General features: G+C 70.1%; 13 protein-coding genes. 8 read left to right on the forward strand and 5 right to left on the reverse strand.

The features are described from left to right. The first annotated feature begins 135 nt into the window (after window positions 1–135). Together ACFWVC_RS20335 and ACFWVC_RS20340 are read left to right on the forward strand one after the other, a co-directional pair. A complete protein-coding gene (locus ACFWVC_RS20335; protein WP_384287503.1) occupies window positions 136–894 on the forward strand; it encodes an MBL fold metallo-hydrolase in 759 nt (252 codons plus the stop codon). 51 nt (window positions 895–945) lie between these two features. Then, window positions 946–1,635, forward strand: a complete 690-nt coding sequence (locus tag ACFWVC_RS20340; RefSeq protein ID WP_384287506.1) for a nitroreductase family protein — start codon at window positions 946–948, stop codon at window positions 1,633–1,635. Between the two features lie 69 nt (window positions 1,636–1,704). On the opposite strand, the gene ACFWVC_RS20345 is transcribed toward ACFWVC_RS20340, so the two are convergent. After that, the gene (locus tag ACFWVC_RS20345) at window positions 1,705–2,358 is read right to left on the reverse strand and encodes a TetR/AcrR family transcriptional regulator (protein WP_384287509.1); all 654 of its coding nucleotides are present in this window, start codon (window positions 2,356–2,358) and stop codon (window positions 1,705–1,707) included. A gap of 212 nt (window positions 2,359–2,570) precedes the next feature. Next, the gene (locus ACFWVC_RS20350; RefSeq protein WP_384287511.1) at window positions 2,571–3,530 is read right to left on the reverse strand and encodes an SDR family NAD(P)-dependent oxidoreductase; all 960 of its coding nucleotides are present in this window, start codon (window positions 3,528–3,530) and stop codon (window positions 2,571–2,573) included. Between the two features lie 466 nt (window positions 3,531–3,996). Between ACFWVC_RS20350 and ACFWVC_RS20355 the strand changes: the two genes are divergently transcribed. The 3 genes from ACFWVC_RS20355 to ACFWVC_RS20365 all read left to right on the forward strand — a co-directional run bounded on the left by ACFWVC_RS20355 (window position 3,997) and on the right by ACFWVC_RS20365 (window position 6,590). Further along, the gene (locus ACFWVC_RS20355; protein ID WP_384287513.1) at window positions 3,997–4,944 is read left to right on the forward strand and encodes a GlxA family transcriptional regulator; all 948 of its coding nucleotides are present in this window, start codon (window positions 3,997–3,999) and stop codon (window positions 4,942–4,944) included. Window positions 4,945–5,075: 131 nt separating this feature from the next. Continuing rightward, the gene (gap, locus tag ACFWVC_RS20360) at window positions 5,076–6,074 is read left to right on the forward strand and encodes a type I glyceraldehyde-3-phosphate dehydrogenase (protein ID WP_384287515.1); all 999 of its coding nucleotides are present in this window, start codon (window positions 5,076–5,078) and stop codon (window positions 6,072–6,074) included. A 147-nt stretch (window positions 6,075–6,221) separates the two neighbouring features. Beyond that, a complete protein-coding gene (locus tag ACFWVC_RS20365) occupies window positions 6,222–6,590 on the forward strand; it encodes a VOC family protein (protein WP_384287517.1) in 369 nt (122 codons plus the stop codon). A gap of 69 nt (window positions 6,591–6,659) precedes the next feature. On the opposite strand, the gene ACFWVC_RS20370 is transcribed toward ACFWVC_RS20365, so the two are convergent. From ACFWVC_RS20370 to ACFWVC_RS20380, 3 genes are all read right to left on the reverse strand, one after another. Then, complete coding sequence (locus ACFWVC_RS20370) at window positions 6,660–10,106, reverse strand: phosphocholine-specific phospholipase C (protein ID WP_384287519.1); 3,447 nt, start codon at window positions 10,104–10,106, stop codon at window positions 6,660–6,662. A 262-nt stretch (window positions 10,107–10,368) separates the two neighbouring features. Further along, on the reverse strand, window positions 10,369–11,220 hold the full coding sequence (locus ACFWVC_RS20375; RefSeq protein ID WP_384287521.1) for a formate/nitrite transporter family protein: 852 nt from the start codon (window positions 11,218–11,220) through the stop codon (window positions 10,369–10,371). A 218-nt stretch (window positions 11,221–11,438) separates the two neighbouring features. After that, window positions 11,439–11,738: a hypothetical protein gene (locus ACFWVC_RS20380; RefSeq protein WP_384287523.1), complete on the reverse strand. Its 300-nt coding sequence runs from the start codon at window positions 11,736–11,738 to the stop codon at window positions 11,439–11,441. Window positions 11,739–12,171: 433 nt separating this feature from the next. Between ACFWVC_RS20380 and ACFWVC_RS20385 the strand changes: the two genes are divergently transcribed. From ACFWVC_RS20385 to ACFWVC_RS20395, 3 genes are all read left to right on the forward strand, one after another. Then, complete coding sequence (locus ACFWVC_RS20385) at window positions 12,172–13,485, forward strand: epoxide hydrolase family protein (RefSeq protein ID WP_384287525.1); 1,314 nt, start codon at window positions 12,172–12,174, stop codon at window positions 13,483–13,485. Window positions 13,486–13,704: 219 nt separating this feature from the next. Next, on the forward strand, window positions 13,705–14,532 hold the full coding sequence (locus ACFWVC_RS20390) for an alpha/beta fold hydrolase (RefSeq protein WP_384287528.1): 828 nt from the start codon (window positions 13,705–13,707) through the stop codon (window positions 14,530–14,532). A 541-nt stretch (window positions 14,533–15,073) separates the two neighbouring features. Next, entirely contained in the window at window positions 15,074–18,478 is a 3,405-nt protein-coding gene (locus ACFWVC_RS20395; RefSeq protein ID WP_384287530.1) for a S8 family serine peptidase, read from the forward strand. The last annotated feature ends 67 nt before the right edge of the window (window positions 18,479–18,545 follow it).

The raw sequence follows: 18,545 nt of genomic DNA on the forward strand, positions 1-18,545 counted from the left end.
AATCAGTACTGACCGAAGTCAGGGCTGCGGCCGCGGCGGCTCGCCGACGGCTCCCGCAGGCACGGCCTTCCGGCGCCCTCCGTCCGGAGTCCGCCGCGGGACCGCCGTCCACGCACACGACCAGGAAGCATCCTGATGCACGAGAACGAGATCGCCCTCACCTACATCGGTGGCCCCACCGCACTCCTCGAGTACGGAGGCCTGCGCTTTCTCACCGATCCCACCTTCGACGAGCCCCGGACCTACGAGCCCCGCAACGGCGTTACGCACACGAAGACCCATGGCCCGGGCATCGCACCGGCCGACCTCGGAACGGTGGACGCGGCGCTGCTCTCGCACCACCACCACGGGGACAACCTCGACATCCGCGGTGCCGCACTCCTGCGGGAACTGCCCCTGACGATCAGCACCACCAAGGCCGCGCAGGATCTCGGCGGCACCGTGGAGGGTCTTGAACCGTGGCAGTCCCGGCTCCTCGGTGACGTCACCGTCACCGCCGTCCCCGCGCTGCACGGCCCGCCCGGATCCGAGGGCCGGGGCCCTGTGAACGGATTCGTCCTCCAGGCCGCCGGCGCACCCACCCTCTACATCAGCGGGGACAACGCCTCGCTGCTGTACGTCGAGACGATCGTCCAGCGCTTCGGGAGGATCGAGATCGCGCTCCTGTTCGCCGGCGCCGCCCGTCTGCCCGTCGCCGAGGGAGACCTCACGCTCTCCTCCGCCGACGCCGCTCGGGCCGCCCACATCCTGGCGAGTGACACGGTCGTGGGACTCCACACGGAGGACTGGGCCCATCTCACCGAGAGCAGGGACGACTTCCGAAACGCCTTCGCGGGCAAGGGTGTCCACGTCGAGACCCCGCGGGCGAAACGTGTGGTCCTGCGGCGCCCCTGAGCGCGGTGCAGGACGCCCGGCCCACCCCCCGATCTGCCCCTGGACATCACCATGACTTCTGCGGATGGCTCTGCTCACCCCAGCCGGCACCATCTCGGCCTCACGGCGGACGAGGTCCTCACCACCACGCGCGCCGTGCGCCGCCGGCTGGACCTTCAACGGCCCGTTCCCCGTGACGTGATCGAGGACTGTGTCCGTGTCGCCCGCCAGGCGCCCAGCGGTCGCAACAGGCAGCGTTGGGACTTCGTCTTCGTCGAGGACCGGCGCATGAGAGCCGCCGTCGCCGAATTGTGGCGGCGCGGGCTGTCGGAACCGGCGACCCCGGGGGTGGTGGGCCTCGAACCCACACGCATGGCCTTCGAATCGGCCGAGTGGACGCGCATCGCGGGGAGCCTCGGCCATCTCGTGGACCATCTTCACGAGGTCCCTGTGCTCCTCATCCCCTGTCTGCGTGTGGCCGACAGGGGCGAACTCGGCACCGTACGCGGTCAGGCCGGAGCCTGGGGTTCCGTCATTCCGGCGTTCTGGAGCTTCATGCTCGCGGCCCGGGAGCGGGGGCTGGGCACCGCCTGGACCACGAGCCACCTCAGTTACGAGCGTGAGATGGCCGAGCTGCTCGGCATTCCGTACGACACGGTGGTGCAGGTCGCTCTCACTCCGGTCGCGTACACGATCGGCACGGAGTTCAAGCAGGGTCCCCGAGCGGATCCCGAGGAATTCTCCCACTGGAACCGGTGGTGACCGAACCGCCCACCTGAGACGACCGGCACCGGGACTTCTTCCGCACGGGCCCCGATGTCCGTCAGGCGGTCAACGGCTTTCCGTGATCCGCCGGTTGTAGGCGCCGTACCACCACATGGATGCCAACTCCAGGGCGAAGGCCGCGTCCCGGCCCTGATCCTCCGTGGCGATATGGTGAGCGATCGCCTGCTCCCCTCCCCAGACGATGATCCGGCCGGCCAGAACCGGGTCCAGGTGGCTGTCCGTCATCCCGTTGCTCCGGCGTTGCTCCAGATCCCTGACGACTCTGGTCTCGAATGCCTCGAGGTCGGACGTGTAGAAATTGCGCACCGCCGCGTCGTACGCCGCCGTCTCACTGATGGCGGACAGTACCGAGAAATGCTTCCGGTGCCTCGCGATTCCGCCCTCCAGCAGCCTGGCGATGCTGTGCAGACCGTCCGGCGACGCCACCGCGTCCCAGATCTCGGCGGCATCGGAACTCGCCTCGTCGAAGAAGCGCTTGTTGAGGGAACTACCGAGACGGGCGAGCAGATCGGACTTGTCCCGGAAGTGTGCGTAGAACGTCGAGCGCGCGATACCCGCTTCGCTGATGATCTTTTGCACACTGATCTCGGTGTACTTCATCCCCCCGTCGAGCAGCGACCTGACCGCGTCATAGACGGCGGACTCCACTTTGGCGCGATTTTCTTCGAAATCGGAGGATGTGCGAGTGATCGACGGCATGCGCGAATCCTATGTGTATTCGACGCCGCCGTTCCACCTGCCGAACGAACAGCGAGAACAACTGCCCGGGTGAGAAGGCCCGTGACACCCGGTCCCGCGCACAGGATATCAGGGGGGAAATCGCACCGGAGGCACAAGAGGTCCACGAACGGTCTTCGCGCCGACTCACGCCCCGATCGGACGCAGGGTCGGCGCGAAGGCCGCGCGCGCTGTTACTTGGAGGACGGCGAGAGCGCCTCCCGCACGATCGGGAGGGCGTAATCCCACAGGCGATCCGCTGCGGCAGGGTCCACAGCCCACTCGGCCACGCCCATAGGGGTCCCGGAGCCTGCCCGCACGACGGCCGATTCCTGGTTGTCCTCGAAGTAGCGTCCGGTCACGCCCTCCAGCAGCGGCGACGCGGCAAGCAGCGTGGAGGTGGCGGCTCCCTGTTCCGGCGTCTTGAAGTAGCCCGGAGTGATCAGATTGCCGTCGGCGTCCATGACACCCGAGGCCTGCATGAACTCGGCGGCAAGGTGGCGCGCCAGATTGGTGTGAATGAATCCGGGAGCGCAGGCATTCGCGCTGATGCCGTCCTCCGCCCACCGGCGGCTGATCCCGACAGCGAGCAGAACGTCCGCCGCCTTCGACTGCGCGTACGCCACGAACGGCTCATAGGGCCGCCGTTCGAAATGAAGGTCTTCGAAATCGAAGCCGCCTTGGAGATGAGCACTGGAGCTGAGCAGGACCACGCGCGACCGCCGGGCCGCGCGGAGCGCCGGCCGCAGGCCGGTGACCAGGGCGAAGTGCCCCAGGTAGTTGGTCGCGAGCTGCAACTCCCAGCCCTGCGCGCTCCTCTGGTGTGTGGGCAGGGCCATGATGGCCGCGTTGGCGACGAGCGCGTCCAGCGGACCGTCCCACCCGTCACAGAACGCGCGCACCGATGCCAGGTCGGCGAGGTCGAGCGCCGCGACGTCGACATGGGCGAACTCGCCTGTGATCGCCTTCGCGAGGTCGGGATTCCGGGTCGCGATGGTGACGTGGGCACCGGCACCGGCAAGGGCTCGGACGGTTTCGGCACCAAGCCCTGAGGCACCGCCGGTGACGATCACACGTCGTCCCGACAGGTTCACGCCTGACAGGACCTCGGCTGCGGAGGCGCGCGGGCCGAAGGGGGTCGTTATGGGTGACATGCTCTGGTTCTCTTTCTCAGTGAAGTGGATGCGCGATCAGGGTTGGTCACTCCCCGGTGATGGCCAACGGAGGCGCTCGGTGCCCGGGCACGAAGACCCGGGCAAACGTCGCCGAGCGCCTGGCTCTCACATTTGTTTCACCGGCGACTCCCTCATACGGCTTCGATTACCAAGGCGGCCCTCACCGCTTCCCGAAAAGGGCGCACAGGAACGTTGCGGGGCAGCCGAAATACACGCCCCCCATGCCGGAGCCGATTCCGCGGGGTACACGTACAGCTTGCCATACAGCCTGTCGGACACACTGTACGGCAGACTGATTCGGGGGCGTCCACGCACCATTCCGGAGTCCGGGAACGCACGGTGCGCGGCGCTCCCCGCCGATGGCAGGATGCTTGCGGTAGAGGTCATTCACGTCACGGAGTGCGAGCGGATGCCGCTTCGAGCCCGGGGCGTCGAGGGAGGCGCGATGAGCCGCAGGAACCACCACGTCGCCGTGCTCGTACTCGAAGGGGCGAAGCCGCTCGACGTCGGCATCCCCGCCCAGGTGTTCTCCAGCCGGCCGAGCATGCCCTACGAGGTGCGGGTGTGCGGCGCGGCGCCGGGCCCGGTGACCGGCGGCGACGGGCTGTCGTACCACGTCGCCGAGGGCCTCGAGGCCTTGGCGCACGCCGACACCGTCTTCATCCCCGGCTACCGGGAGCCGGCGACCACCCATCCGCCGGCAGCGGTCGTGGGCGCGCTCAAGGCCGCCCACGCGCGGGGGGCCCGGCTCGCGGCCATCTCGACGGGCGCGTTCGCGCTGGCGGCGACGGGCCTGCTGGACGGCAAACGGGCGACGACCCACTGGCACTACACGAAGGTCCTCGCCGAGAGGCATCCGCAGGTGCGGGTCGACGAGAACGTGCTGTTCGTGGACGAGGGCGACGTCCTCACATCGGCGGGCGCGGCATCCGGCATCGACCTGTGCCTGCACCTGGTGCGGCGCGATCACGGGGTCGCGCTCTCCAACCACGTGGCCAGACGGCTGGTGGCGGCGCCGTACCGCAGCGGAGGGCAGGCGCAGTACGTTCCCCGGAGCGTGCCCGAACCGCTCGGCGACCTGTTCGCGAGCACCCGCGAGTGGGCGCTCGGGCACCTCTCGGAGCCGCTGACCATCGAGACGCTCGCCCGCAACGCACGGGTGTCGGCGCGTACTTTCTCGCGCCGGTTCGTGGAGGACACCGGCTACACGCCGATGCAATGGGTGCTCCGGGCGCGGGTGGACCTGGCCCGCGAGCTGCTCGAACGCACCGACCTGGGCGTGGAGCAGATCGCCGGCCGTGTCGGGCTCGGCACCGGCGCGAACCTGCGGCTGCACTTCCAGCGCATTCTCGGCACCTCCCCGACGGAGTACCGGCACACCTTCTCGGCCTGACCGACCGCCCCGGGTCGCGGGCGCCCATGACATGTGGCGGGATCCTTGCGCACGGTGTCATTCGAGCCACTGTCGGCCCGGCGTCCCGATGCCGACGATGGACGTGACAGGACGACACGAAAGGCACCTTCATGACCCGCATCGCCGTCAACGGATTCGGCCGCATCGGACGCAACACCCTTCGCGCCCTGCTGGAACGCCAGACCGACCTCGAAGTCGTCGCCATCAACGACCTCACCGCCCCCGACACCCTCGCGCACCTGCTCGCGTTCGACAGCTCGCTCGGCCGCTTCGGCCGCTCCGTCGAGGTCGACGGGACCGATCTCGTGGTCGACGGCCGCCGCATCAAGGTGCTCGCCGAGCGCGAGCCCGCCAAGCTGCCCTGGGCCGAACTCGGCGTCGACATCGTGCTCGAGTCCACGGGCCGCTTCACCGCGGCGAACGCCGCCCGCGCGCACATCGACGCCGGCGCGAAGCGCGTGCTGGTGAGTGCCCCCTCGGACGGCGCCGACGTCACGCTCGCCTACGGGGTGAACACCGAGGTCTACGACCCCGCCGCGCACGTGATCGTCTCCAACGCCTCGTGCACGACGAACGCGTTGGCCCCCCTGGCGTCCGTGCTGGACGACCTGGCCGGCATCGAGCACGGCTTCATGACCACGGTGCACGCCTACACCCAGGAGCAGAACCTCCAGGACGGCCCCCACCGCGACCTGCGCCGCGCCCGCGCCGCCGGCGTCAACATCGTCCCGACCACCACCGGGGCCGCCAAGGCCATCGGCCTGGTGCTGCCGAACCTCGCGGGGAAGCTGTCGGGCGACTCCATCCGCGTGCCGGTCCCGGTGGGCTCGATCGTGGAACTCAACACCACCGTCTCCCGCGAGGTCAGCCGCGACGACGTGCTCGCGGCCTACCGCGCCGCCGCAGACGGCAAGCTCAAGGGCATCCTCGAATACACCGACAAGCCGCTGGTCTCCAGCGACATCACCGGCCAGCCGGCGTCGGCGATCTTCGACTCCGCCCTCACCCGCGTCGACGGCAAGCACGTCAAGGTGGTGGCCTGGTACGACAACGAGTGGGGCTTCTCCAACCGCGTCGTCGACACGCTCGAACTGCTCGCCCGGGGCTGAACGAAGGTCTCGCCCAGCCGACCCGACGGCCAGTCAGGGGCCGTGATCCGCCCGGCCCCTGACCGCCCGCCGGCGGGCGCCGGCACGCTGCTACGGTACGAGCCGCACCGGTTCGCACGCGCGGACGACGGCTCTTCCGGAGGTGCCATGCCCCTGCAGATGAGGCTGACGGCGGTCACACTCGACTGCGCCGATCCCGAGGCCCTGGCCGCGTTCTACCAGCAGGCCACCGGGCTCGAACTCCACCCCGCATCCGACGGCGACTTCGCCGGCCTCACCCGCGAGGACGGGTTCTTCCTCGGCTTCCAGCGGGTCGACGACTACCGGGCACCGAGCTGGCCGGGCCAAACCATGCCCCAGCAGGCCCACTTCGACTTCCATGTCGACGACCTCGACGAAGCCGAGGACGTACTGCTGGGGTTGGGCGCGACCAGGCCGGAGTACCAGCCCGACGCCGACCGGTGGCGGGTCCTCATCGACCCGGCCGGCCATCCCTTCTGCCTCACCACGCGCTGACGTACCGCGGCACCCGCCCCGAGGACGTGCCCGCGCGGGGACGGGCGGGTCCCCGCGCGGGCACGCGCATCACGCGTCGGCGATCGGGCCGGTGCCCAGGCGGACGTTGTCGATGGCCCAGAACCAGTTGTTGCCCGCGTTGAAGATGCGGAAGTTCACCTTGACCGAAGTCGCCCCGGACGGGACGGCGACGGGGAGGTCGACCAGGCGGTTCTGCTGGTCCTGGCCGCGGTTGGTGTTTCCGGAGGTCGCGCTGGAGTAGTACAGCACGCGGGACTTCTGGCCGGTGTCGAACTCGACGGTGACCTCGGCCTCCTGCGGGCTCTCCTGGCGGTAGTGGGTGTCGAAGCCGAGGTGCAGCGTCGGGGTGCCCGCGGGGATGGCGACCGCGGGGGTCGTCAGCGTCGAGTCGAACCGTCCGCGGCCGGACGGGCTGCCGGTGTCGTCCCAGTCGTCGGGGTCGGCGACGGCGACGATTCCGAGCCCGCGGGTGAAGTTCGCGCGGTCCTGCCCGGCCGGGAACCAGAACTGCTTGGAGAGGAACGACCATCCCTGCAGTTCCCGGGTGCCCTGCGGCATGCCCGGAGCGTTGGTGATCGTCCAGCCCTCGGGCGCGGTCCGCGTCCAGCCCAGCAGGCCGGGCCGGCTGAGGTCCGCGGCCGCGGCCAGGGACGGGGCGACGGATTCGAAGTCCTCGGCAAGCAGCAGGCCGGTCATGACGGGGCCGACCTTGGCGGTCAGCGACGCGGTCTGCTCCTTGCTCCGGCCCGCCAGGTTCGCCGTGACGGTGGCCTGGAGGGTGGCGGAGGCCCGCGCCGCCGTGGCCGGGGCGACGACGTCCCAGGAGAGGGCGGCCGACGAACGCGCCGGCACCGAAGTCGGCGCGCCAGCCGCCGCGGTGGCCTGCCAGCCGTTCGGCAGTTCGAGCGTCGACGCCAGTCCGGTGAGCGGGGCGCTGCCGGCGTTGGTGACGGTCGCGGTGACGGTGAGCGGCTTGCCCGGCGACAGTACGGTGCCGTCGGTCTTGGGCGAGCTCGCCGGGCCGGCCAGGGCCACGCTCATGGCGGGCGCGACCTTGGTCCGCACGCGCGCGTCGGCGGCCTTCAGCAGGCCCTCGCCGTCGGCGTGCGCCGCGACGACCAGGCTGCCCGCCGTGGCGTCCGCGGCCGGGGTGACGGTGAAGCGGACGTCGGCGGAGGCGCCGGCGGCCAGGGACTTCGGCGCGGCTCCCGACGGCTGGAGCGTCCAGTCGGCGGGCCCGAGCAGGGCGACCGCGAGGCCGGTCAGTGCGGCCGCGCTCTGGTTCGTCACGGTGACGACGACCTCGGCCGGGCTGCCCTGCGCGAGCGGGGTGTCCAGGGAGGGCAGCGGCGCGGGGAGCGTGATCGCCGCGCTCAGCGCCGGGACCGTACCGGTGGCCGGGTCGGTGACGCCGTCCTTGCCGTCGGACTGGTGGCCGGTCATGCGGCGCAGGAAGCGCGGGTCGTCCAGGTCGACGACCACGATGTCGTACCAGCCGTGGTGCGAGGGGTGGATCGACACGGTCCGCGTCTGGCCGGGCGCGAGGGTGACGGTGCGGATCTCGTCATTGGCGTTGCGCGGGTAGACCGACTCCCCCACGAGCAGCGTCCGTGTCGTCGAGGAAGGGTTGCTGCACCGGACCAGGACCGGGCCCGTTCCGGTCTCGTCGGCCAGGTACGCCTCTGCGCCGACGCCCGCGCCGCGCAGCTCCCACAGGGCCCAGCCGGGGCCGCGTACCTGGAGGTCGTAGCCGTCGGTCCCGTAGGTGACCGTGCCGGTGGCGGTCTCGCCGGCGGCGACCGTCCAGGTCTGCGGGGCTCCGCCGTCGCCGGGGTAGGCGGTGATCGTGGCGGCCGCCGTGCCGGTGTTGCCGAGGCTCAGCCGGACGCCGCTCGTGGGCGCGTCGGCGACCTCGGAGCGCAGCGAGAGGCGGTACGGCGACGGACGGGTGGGCCGGGTGCCCTCTTCCTGCTCGGGCAGCGCCTGCTCCTTCGGCGGGACGGGGTTCCAGCGGCCGATCGGCGCCGGCACGGGGCCGGGCTGCTCCACCTCGGGCTGGTTGCGTCCGTGGCTGAAGTCGAAGGCGGAGGTGAGGTCGCCGAAGACGCTGCGGCGCCAGGCACTGATGTTGGGCTCCTGCACTCCGGTCCAGCGCTCCAGGAAACGGATCACGGAGGTGTGGTCGAACGCCTCGGAGCAGACGAAGCCGCCCGTCGTCCACGGCGAGACCACGGTCATCGGCACGCGGGGGCCGGGGCCGACCGGGCGGCCGCCGAACCAGTCGTCGCTGTTGCCGGAGTCCGGCTTCGGCGCGACGGGGGCGGGCACGTGGTCGAAGTAGCCGTCGTTCTCGTCGAAGTTGATGAACACCGCCGTCTTCGACCAGGTCTCGCGGTCGCTCGCGATGGCGTCGAGCAGGTCGTAGATGAGGTTGGCACTGCCGACCGGGGTGGAGGAGCCGGGGTGCTCGGAGAGCGCCGCCGTGGGCACGATCCAGCTCACCTTGGGCAGCGAGCCGTTGCGGATGTCCTCCGTCATCCGGGTGATCAGGGTGTCCGGCTCGGAGCGGTAGGCACCGCGCAGGAAGAGCCGGCGCTCGGCCTCGTTCAGCGCGTCGACGCCCTGCTGGAACTGGGCGAGCGCCGCCTGCCGGTCCGCGGGGGTGCGGTTCCAGAGGCTGTCGTAGAACTGCTCGGTGGTGGCGAACTGACCGCTCACCTTGGAGAGGATCTTCCGGCCGATCTCCTTCCACGGCCGGAAGTACTCGACAGCGTTGTCAGTGAAGTTGTCCCACTCCTGGTAGATCTGCCAGGAGATCCCGGCCGCCTCCAGGCGCTCGGGGTAGGTCGTCCAGTCGTAGCCGCCGTGGTTGTAGTCGTAAGCGGCGTTGGTGACGGCCCTGTTGACGCCGTCCGGCTCGTAACCGGTGGTGCCGGTCCACAGGTAGTTGCGGTTGGGGTTGGTCGAGCCGTACACGGAGCAGAAGTAGGAGTCGCAGATGGTGAAGCGGTCGGCCAGCTCGTACTGGAGGGGGATGTCCCGCCGGTCGTAGTGGGCCATGGTGCTCTGCCCCTTGGCGGCCACCCAGTCGTTCCACCAGCCGTTCGCGCGGGCCTGGTTGGCGTCCGAGAAGCCGTGCGGCAGCGACCCCAGGTACTGGATGTCGCTCTCGGGGCGGCCCGCGTCGCGCGCGGCCTGCCGGGCGGAGAACGGCAGGACGGCACCGCCGGCGGCCCGGGGCTGCTCGAAGACCGTGGCACCGGTGGGCAGGCGCAGCGGGGTGCGGTCACCGAAGCCGCGAACGCCCTTGAGCGCACCGTAGTAGTTGTCGAAGGAGCGGTTCTCCTGCATCAGCACGATGACGTGCTCGATCGCGTCCATGCCGCCGCGCGCCATCGGCGCGGCCATGGCCTGGAGGAGCGACGGGGGCAGGAAGGAGAGCGCGGTACCACCGGCGAGAGCGCCGAGGAGGTTGCGGCGGGAGATGTCGGACATGGTGGGGAGGCTAAGTTGCGGGTGGTGCGACCGGTAACCCTCCGCGATAGAGCTTCGTTCGCCGTTCACGAGGAAGCGCCGGGCGTTCAACTGTTCGGGGGACGCAATTGCCGCTCCCGGGGCGGGCTTCCACCCGGTGAGCTGACGGGTGATCAGTCCGCTTGAGGGACAACCTCCGCCTGCCCGAAACCCCGCCACGGAACCGCCCCGGCGCGCAGGGGCGGTTCCGTGGCATGCCGGGAAGGCGACCGGTTGCTTCCGCTCAGGCGGACACCGTCGCCGGCGTCTCGCTGTCGGAGGGCCGGCCGGCGGCCTTCGCCCCTGTGCGACGGCCCACGAAGGCGTAGGCGGCGCCGACGAGCAGACCGCCGCCGACGAGGTTGCCCAGGCCGACCAGCAGGAGGTTGCGGGCGAAGGCCGCCGCGGTCGCTCCGGGCACGTGCTCGAACATGCCGAGCGTGTAGTACGTCATGTTGGCCACGACGTGCTCGAATCCCGACCCGACGAATGCCAGCAGGCACCAGAAGATCACGGTCAGCTTGGCGCCCTCGGACCTGGTCCGCGCCGCCATCCACACGGCCAGGCAGACCAGGAAGTTGCAGAGCACGCCGCGGAAGAACAGCGCCGCTCCCGACTCGGCCGCCTTCGCCTTGATCAGACTCGCCAGCAGGGCGAGCGCCGGCGCGGTGTGCCCGGGGGCCCCGCCGGAGGTGATCACACCACTGCCGTGGACGAGCCAGGCGAACAGGACCGAGCCGACGAGGTTGCCGGCGAACGATCCGATGATCAGCGCCCCCGCGTCAGCCGCGGTGATGCGCCGGACGATCACCCCTTGAACCGCGGTCATCATGTTGCCGGTGGTCAACTCGGCGCCGGCGAAGACCGCCAGGGTCAGTCCCACGCCGAAGACCAGGCCCTCGATGAGTTTCGTGTACGGCGACGAAGCGACCAGCAGCGGTCCCGCGACCGCGAGCAGCAGTACCGCCGCAACCCCTATGAACGCCCCGGCCAGCATGGAGCTGACCAGATACCGGCCCGGTTCGCGGAGCCCGGCGGCCTTGCCGGCAGCCGCCTGCCCCTGCTCTTCAAGGGCCTGGGATACGGGGATGGGCATGCTGTCACCTCATAGTTGATGTACCGGGAATACCGCCTCACTTCGCTCGATGCTAAATCGACCGGGACACTTCTCAGGAAAAGGAGTCTTACATCACATACCCGAATAGATGTCATGGAATATGAACGTCAACGTCCATAAAAAACAAAGTCATGACGAATACCGGTATCGGTAAAATCATGGCATATCGGCGTCTTTCCCTCACCGGCACGCCTCCGTCAGCCGGAGCCGAAGCACCTGCTCCCCTCCCCCGCGCCCAGTGCGGCGCCCGCCGCCGGCTCCAGACCCGCCTCGGACAGCGTGATCAGCCGGTCGAGCCGCCGCACCTCCCAGTGCTCCAGCGCCCCGGCGGGCAGCGGCTGCGCCGGGGTCCACCCGAGCAGAGCCGTCGCCAGTCCCGCGGCGTCGCCGAACGCCTTGGACGTCCCCGACGCGGTGTGGGGCCGGACCGTGCCCGCCGCGTCGCCGATGAGAGCCGCGTGGTCGGCCACCATGCGCCGCGGGGGGAGGTCGAACACCGGTTGCATGTTGGTGAGCCTCGTAGCGCACCGCTTCGCCGTGCACATCGAGTTGCCGGCGCTCGTGCAGTTCGACGCTCACCGCCTCCGCGGGCACGCCCAGACGGTTCAGCAACGCCTCGACGTCCGGCTGCATGACGATGCCGGCGCCGCGAGCCGACGTCCGCCCCACGGACCGTGCGGCACCCCGGCGAAGGAACCCCAACACGCTCTCCGAACGCCCGCAACACGCACGCCGCTGCCCGGATCGACGTCGTCAGCCATTCGCGGGACCCGCGTTGCGGGCTCACCCGCGGCAAAATAGCGTGACGGGGAGTGACCTCACTCGCGTCATGCACAGCGGCCTCTTTTGCCGCCGGTCACCGGCCCCGCCCGGGCGGATGTCTGCCAGGCCGTCGCCGGAATCACTCGGAATGGCCCAAGGAGATCTGTCGTGCCCGAAATCCCCCACTGGCATTCTCGGCGGAAGGTGCTTTTCACCTCGGCCGCCGCGATGACCGCGGCGACCACAGGGGCCTTCGGCCTGCTCTCCCGGAAGGAACCGGTCGCGGCGAAGGGAAGCGCGAGTGTGCGCCCCTTCCGCGTCGACGTTCCGGAAAGGGATCTCGACGAGCTCCACCGGCGCATCGTCGCGACGCGGTGGCCCGACCGTGAGACGGTCCACGACCAGTCCCAGGGCGTCCAGCTGGCGACGATGCACAAGCTCGCACGCTACTGGGCGACCTCCTACAACTGGCGGAAGATCGAGGCGAAGCTCAATTCCCTGCCGCAGTTCCTCACCGAGATCGACGGGCTCGACATCCACTTCCTCCACATCCGCTCCCGCCACCCGAACGCGCTGCCGATGATCCTGACCCACGGCTGGCCGGGCTCCATCCTGGAATTCCTCAAGGTGATCGACCCGCTCACCAACCCCACGGCCCATGGGGGAAGCGCGGAGGATGCCTTTCACCTCGTCATCCCCTCCATGCCCGGTTACGGTTTCTCGGAGCGGCCGACGACCACGGGCTGGGGCCCCGACCGCATCGGACGCGCCTGGGCCGTGCTGATGGAGCGCCTGGGATACCGGCACTACGTATCCCAGGGCGGCGACTGGGGAGCGGTGATCTCGGACCGCATGGCGGTACAGCGTCCCAAGGGACTGCTCGGCATCCACGTCAATTTCCCGGCCACCGTCCCACCGGACATCGCCAAGAAACTCGCCTGCGGCGATCCGGCCCCGGCCGGCCTGTCCACCGACGAGAGGGCCGCGTACGACAAGCTCGCGACCTTCTACAAGACGGGCTCCGGCTACTCCGCCATGATGGTCACCCGCCCGCAGACCGTGGGATACGGGCTGACGGACTCACCGGCCGGACTGGCCGCCTGGATGTTCGACAAGTTCGCCGCGTGGACGGACAGCGGCGGCGACCCCGAGCGCGTGCTGACCAACGACGAGATGCTCGACGACATCACGCTCTACTGGGTCACCAACACCGCGGTCTCCTCGGCCCGCCTCTACTGGGAGAACAACGCCAACAACTTCAACGCGGTGTCGGTCTCCCTCCCGGCCGCCATCACGGTGTTCCCGGGCGAGATCTACCAGGCGCCGCTGAGTTGGGCCAAGCAGGCGTACCACGATCTCATCTACTTCAACAAGGCGCGAAAAGGCGGTCACTTCGCGGCCTGGGAAGTGCCGGACATCTTCACCAGGGAACTCCGTGCCGCGTTCGAGTCGCTGCGTCACCCGGGAGCCGCCGGCAAGTGAGGCCGGAGCGCGACCCGGTCCCCCGCTCTGAAGGCACCTGGTCCGGATTCGGGCGACGCGCCGATGTTGCGCTTCTTGGGTAGCGTGGATGAGCCGACGTGCTCGATCCGATCGCCTCGGATTTCCGCGGCACGTCCACCGCCGGTCGCGGGGTGCGGCGTCCGCATTCCCCGTCCGGCGCCGAATTCCGGACCCGTGCCGATCGGAAGGAGCCGTGCCGTGCCCTTCATCACGACGCAAGACGGAACCGAGATCTTCTACAAGGACTGGGGAACGGGGCAGCCCGTCGTGTTCAGCCACGGCTGGCCGCTGACCGCCGACGCATGGGATCCCCAGCTGAATTTCATGGCGGACAACGGCTTCCGCGCCATCGCCCACGACCGCCGCGGGGGCGGGCGCTCCGGGCAGCCGTGGGAGGGGAACGACCTCGACACCTACGCGGACGATCTGGCGTCGCTGATCGAGGCGCTGGACCTGCGGGAGGCGATCCTCGTCGGCCATTCCACCGGTGGCGGCGAGGTGGCACGCTACATCGGCCGCCATGGCACCGGACGGGTCGCGAAGGCCGTCCTGCTCAGTGCGATCCCGCCGCTGATGCTCAAGACCGAGGCCAACCCCGAGGGACTGCCCATCGAGGTCTTCGACGAGATCAGGGCCGGTGTCGCCAAGGACCGCTCGCAGTTCTACCGGGACCTCAGCGAGACCTTCTACGGCGCCAACCGCGAAGGCTCGACCGTCTCGCAGGGCACGCGTGACGCGTTCTGGCTGTGGTCGATGCAGGTGGGGATCAAGAGCGCGTACGACTGCGTCAAAGCGTTCTCCGAGACCGATCTGACCGAGGATCTCAAGCGGTTCGACGTCCCGACCCTGATTGTGCACGGCGACGACGACCAGATCGTGCCGATCGTTGCCGCGGGCAACAAATCCTCGAAGCTGGTGAAGGATTCGACGTTCAAGGTCTACCCGGGCGCTCCGCACGGCCTCGCGATGGTCCCCGTGTACGCCGGCAAGTTCAACGCCGACCTCCTGGAATTCGCCCGCGGCTGAGCCGCCCCGCGACCGCTCCACCACGGCCGCCCGAGCATCCTCCGAGGATGCCGGGCGGCCGCCGCGTTCCCGCCGGGGCTTCGCCACGCCTCATGTCCGGACTCCTTCGCGCTGCGCGAACTCGCTTATCTCCAGGCTTTGTTGAAGAGGGCGGTGGAATGGATTCCGCCGGCGCCGGACCGGCGGTCCCCACCTCGGAGTCACCGCGCGATATCGGGTCCCCGGCACATGGCGGCCAATGCGCGCACAGCCGAATACGGACAAAGACCGCCTTCTCCTCCGGGCATTGCGCGAGGCACCGAAGGGCCTGGGGACGCGATTTCTTCAATAGGAAACACACATCCCTATGCAACCTTGATCGGGTGTGGTTTTCTCATCCCTCGTGACCAAGGACTCGGCCAGGAGTTCGAGCTCAGCGGTCCGTGAACGTTCACGCCGCAAGCCTGCCCGGGCCGTGTTCCAGGGTGCCCGGAAACCGCCGGGTGCTCCACTGTCCGCCGCCCGTGTTACAGGTCTCCCGGGTGGCCAAGGGTAGTCGTAGATGCATATACAAGCCCGATGGGCGCTGCTCCCCGCGCTGGCCGGCCTCCTTGCGGGCGCCGTTCCCGGCGCCGCACAGGCATCCCAGCCTTCCACCCCGGCGGCGCCCGCCGTGGGCACCGCACCGGCCGGCGTCAAGGCGGTCCGCACCGTCACGCTGATCACCGGTGACAAGGTGACCGTCGCCCAAGGCGCGGGCGGCGTACCGGCGGTGAGCGTGCAGCGCGGTCCTGGCCGCACCGACATCGGCTTCCAGGTGTCGCACGAGTGGCACGGATCCGACCACCACATCTCGGTGGTGCCTTCGGACGCGCAGGCCCTGCTGGCCGGCGGGAGGCTCGACGCCCGCCTGTTCGACGTCACCGAGCAGCTCGACGCGGGCTACGACGACGCATCGACCACCACGTTTCCGCTGATCTACTCCAGCCGCGGCGGGCAGTCCGCCGGCGCACGCGCCGCGATCCGGCAGCACGGCGCCAGGATCACCCGCACCCTGGACGTGCTGGGCGGCGGCAGCTTCGCCCCGGCCAAGCGGGACGCCGCCTCGTTCTGGAAGTTCGTCACCGGACCGGAAGGGCTGCGCGGCCCGCTGAACGAGCTGTGGCTCAACGGCCGCAGCCGGGTGGCGCTCGCGGAGAGCACCGCCATCATCGGCGCTCCCAAGGTCTGGGACAGCGTGGACTCCAACGGTGTGCACATCACCGGCAAGGGTGTCACCGTCGCCGACCTCGACACCGGCTACGACCCCACCCACCCGGACCTCGAGGACAAGGCCGGCGCCGGGCAGACCATGGACTTCACGGGTTCCGGCTCTCCGCTGGACGGGCACGGCCACGGCACCCACACCGCGTCCATCATCGCGGGCACCGGCGCCGCGTCCGCCGGCAAGTACAAGGGCGTCGCTCCCGACGCCAAGCTGCTGGTGGGCAAGGTCTGCACCGACGACGGCTTCTGCCCCGACGACGCCGTCATCAACGGCATGACCTGGGCGTCGGAGGCCGGCGCGAAGGCCGTCAACCTCAGCCTGGGCTCGCCCCCGTACGCGCAGACGGACCCGCTCACCGAGGCGGTCGAGAAGCTGACCGCCGAGAACGGCACCCTGTTCGTGATCGCGGCCGGCAACGAAGGGGCCCCCGCGGCCGACTACTTCGGCGGCACCGTGGGCAGCCCCGGCATCGCCGACTCCGCGCTCACCGTGGGCAGCACCACCAAGCAGGACGCTCTCAGCGACTTCTCCAGCCGCGGCCCGCGCATCGGCGACTTCGCCGTGAAGCCGGACATCGTCGCCCCCGGCTCGGACATCACCGCGGCCCGCGCCGCGGGCACCACGATGGGCGACCCGGTCGGCGCCTCGTATGTCACCGCCTCCGGCACCTCGATGGCGACCCCGCACGTCACCGGTGCGGTGGCGCTGCTCGCCCAGGAGCACCCGGGCTGGAAGGCCGCCGACTTCAAGTCCGCCCTCACCAGCGCCGCCAAGGGCCTGCCCGGACTGACCGCCTACGACCAGGGCACAGGACGACTGGACGTGGCCCGCGCCGCGGTGCAGACCGTGCGCGCCACCTCCGGCAACATCAGCCTCGGCAAGGCCGACTACCCGCACCAGAGCGTCACCAGGACCGGCACCGTCACCTACACCAACGACGGCGCCACCGACGTCACGCTGCACCTGTCCGTCGACGCGAACGGGCCCCGGGGGCAGAAGGCGCCCGCCGGTGCCTTCGCCCTGTCGGCCGACACCGTGACCGTCCCGGCCGGCGGCACCGCCTCCGCCACGCTCACCGCCACCGTCGACGGAGCGATGGCGGGCGCCTACGGCGGTTCGATCGTCGCCACCACGGCCGACGGCGCCACCACGGTCCGCGACGCCTTCGGCGTCTACGCCGAACCGCTCACCCACGCGCTGTCGTTCACGGTCCTCGGCCTCGACGGCAAGCCGGTGGGCGAGGGCACCTACGTCAACGCCTTCGACGCCCGCACCGGCCTGCAGTACAGCGTCACCACCGACGCCGACGGCAAGGCGTCGATGCAGCTGCCCGAGAGCGAGTACGACATCTCGGCGAACAAGTTCGACCCCGTGGCACACACCTCGGTCCTCTTCTCCGAGCCGGGCGTCCACCTCGCCGCCGACACCTCGCTCACCCTCGACGGCCGCACCGCCAAGGAGGTCGACCTCACCGTCGACAAGAGCCAGGCCAAGAACGAGGGCATCTTCGCCAGCATCACGTCCATGACCGCGGACGGGCGCTACGGGACCCAGAAGTTCGTGATGGGCTTCCCCGGCGACCGCATCTACGCCACCCCGACCACGAAGGTCACCAGCCACCCGTTCTGGTTCCTCACCACCCAGCGGTGGAGCGGCACGTTCCCCCGCACCCTGACCAAGCCGGCCTCGACCTACGCCTACAACCTCGCCGTCACCACCAGGGGCAAGGTCCCCTCCACCCTCACCCGCAGGCTCCACGACCACGCGCTCGGCCGGGTCGAGGAGACCTACGCCGGCCAGGGCGGCAAGCCGCTCGGCGTCCGGATCGACACCCCGGTCCCGACCTACGGCGCGGTCACCTTCGTGGACGGCAACCAGATCCCGGTCCCCGGCAAGCAGATCCGCTACTACACCAACGACGCGGCGATCGTCTGGGACCGCACGCTCGGCATGCGCGCCCAGGGCACCGCCGGCTTCGACGAGATCCAGTTCGCGGGCACCACGCGCTTCCTGCCGAACAAGACCTACACCCGGGTGTGGAACCAGGTCCCGCTGCGCGCCCGGTCGCTGGACGCCCTGCGCCTTGAGGACACGCTCTACCTCACCCCCGGTCTGTTCTCCACGGCCGCCGCGAACACGGCGTCCTACTCGGGCGAGGCCCGGGGCACCACGGGCTCGTCGACGCTGTACCGCAACGGGGTGAAGGTCGCCTCGCTGGACTCCCTGGGCCAGCTGCAGACCGCCGTCCCGTACGAGAAGGCCACCTACACCCTGAAGTCCACCGGCACCCGCAAGGTGGGCTGGTCGACCCTGGGCAGCCAGTCCTCCGCGACCTGGACCTTCACCTCCGAGCGGCCGGGCAGCCCGACGATGACCGAGCAGCAGCTGCTCAACGCCCGGCTCAACGGCCCGGTGAACAGCTCCGGCGGCATCGCCGGCGGCCGGACGTACACCTTCACCGTCACCGCCGAACGCGGCGGCAAGGCGGCCACCACCTCGCTGGGCCTGCGGGTCTCCTTCGACGACGGGAAGACCTGGAAGACCCTCACGGTCAAGCGCAAGGGCGACCTCGGCACCGTCGCCCTGCCCACGCCCAAGGCCGGCGGCTACGCCTCCATCCGCCTCACCGCCAAGGACAAGGCCGGCAACGCCGTCGACCAGACGGTCATCCGCTCCTTCCGGGTGACCCCCAAGAAGTAAGGCGTCCCCGCGCCGCACAACGGCCCCCGCCGACGGCCCCCCGGCCGCCGGCGGGGGCCTCTTCGTC

It is taken from the genome of Streptomyces sp. NPDC058691 (assembly GCF_042714775.1).
Lineage (GTDB): Bacteria > Actinomycetota > Actinomycetes > Streptomycetales > Streptomycetaceae > Actinacidiphila.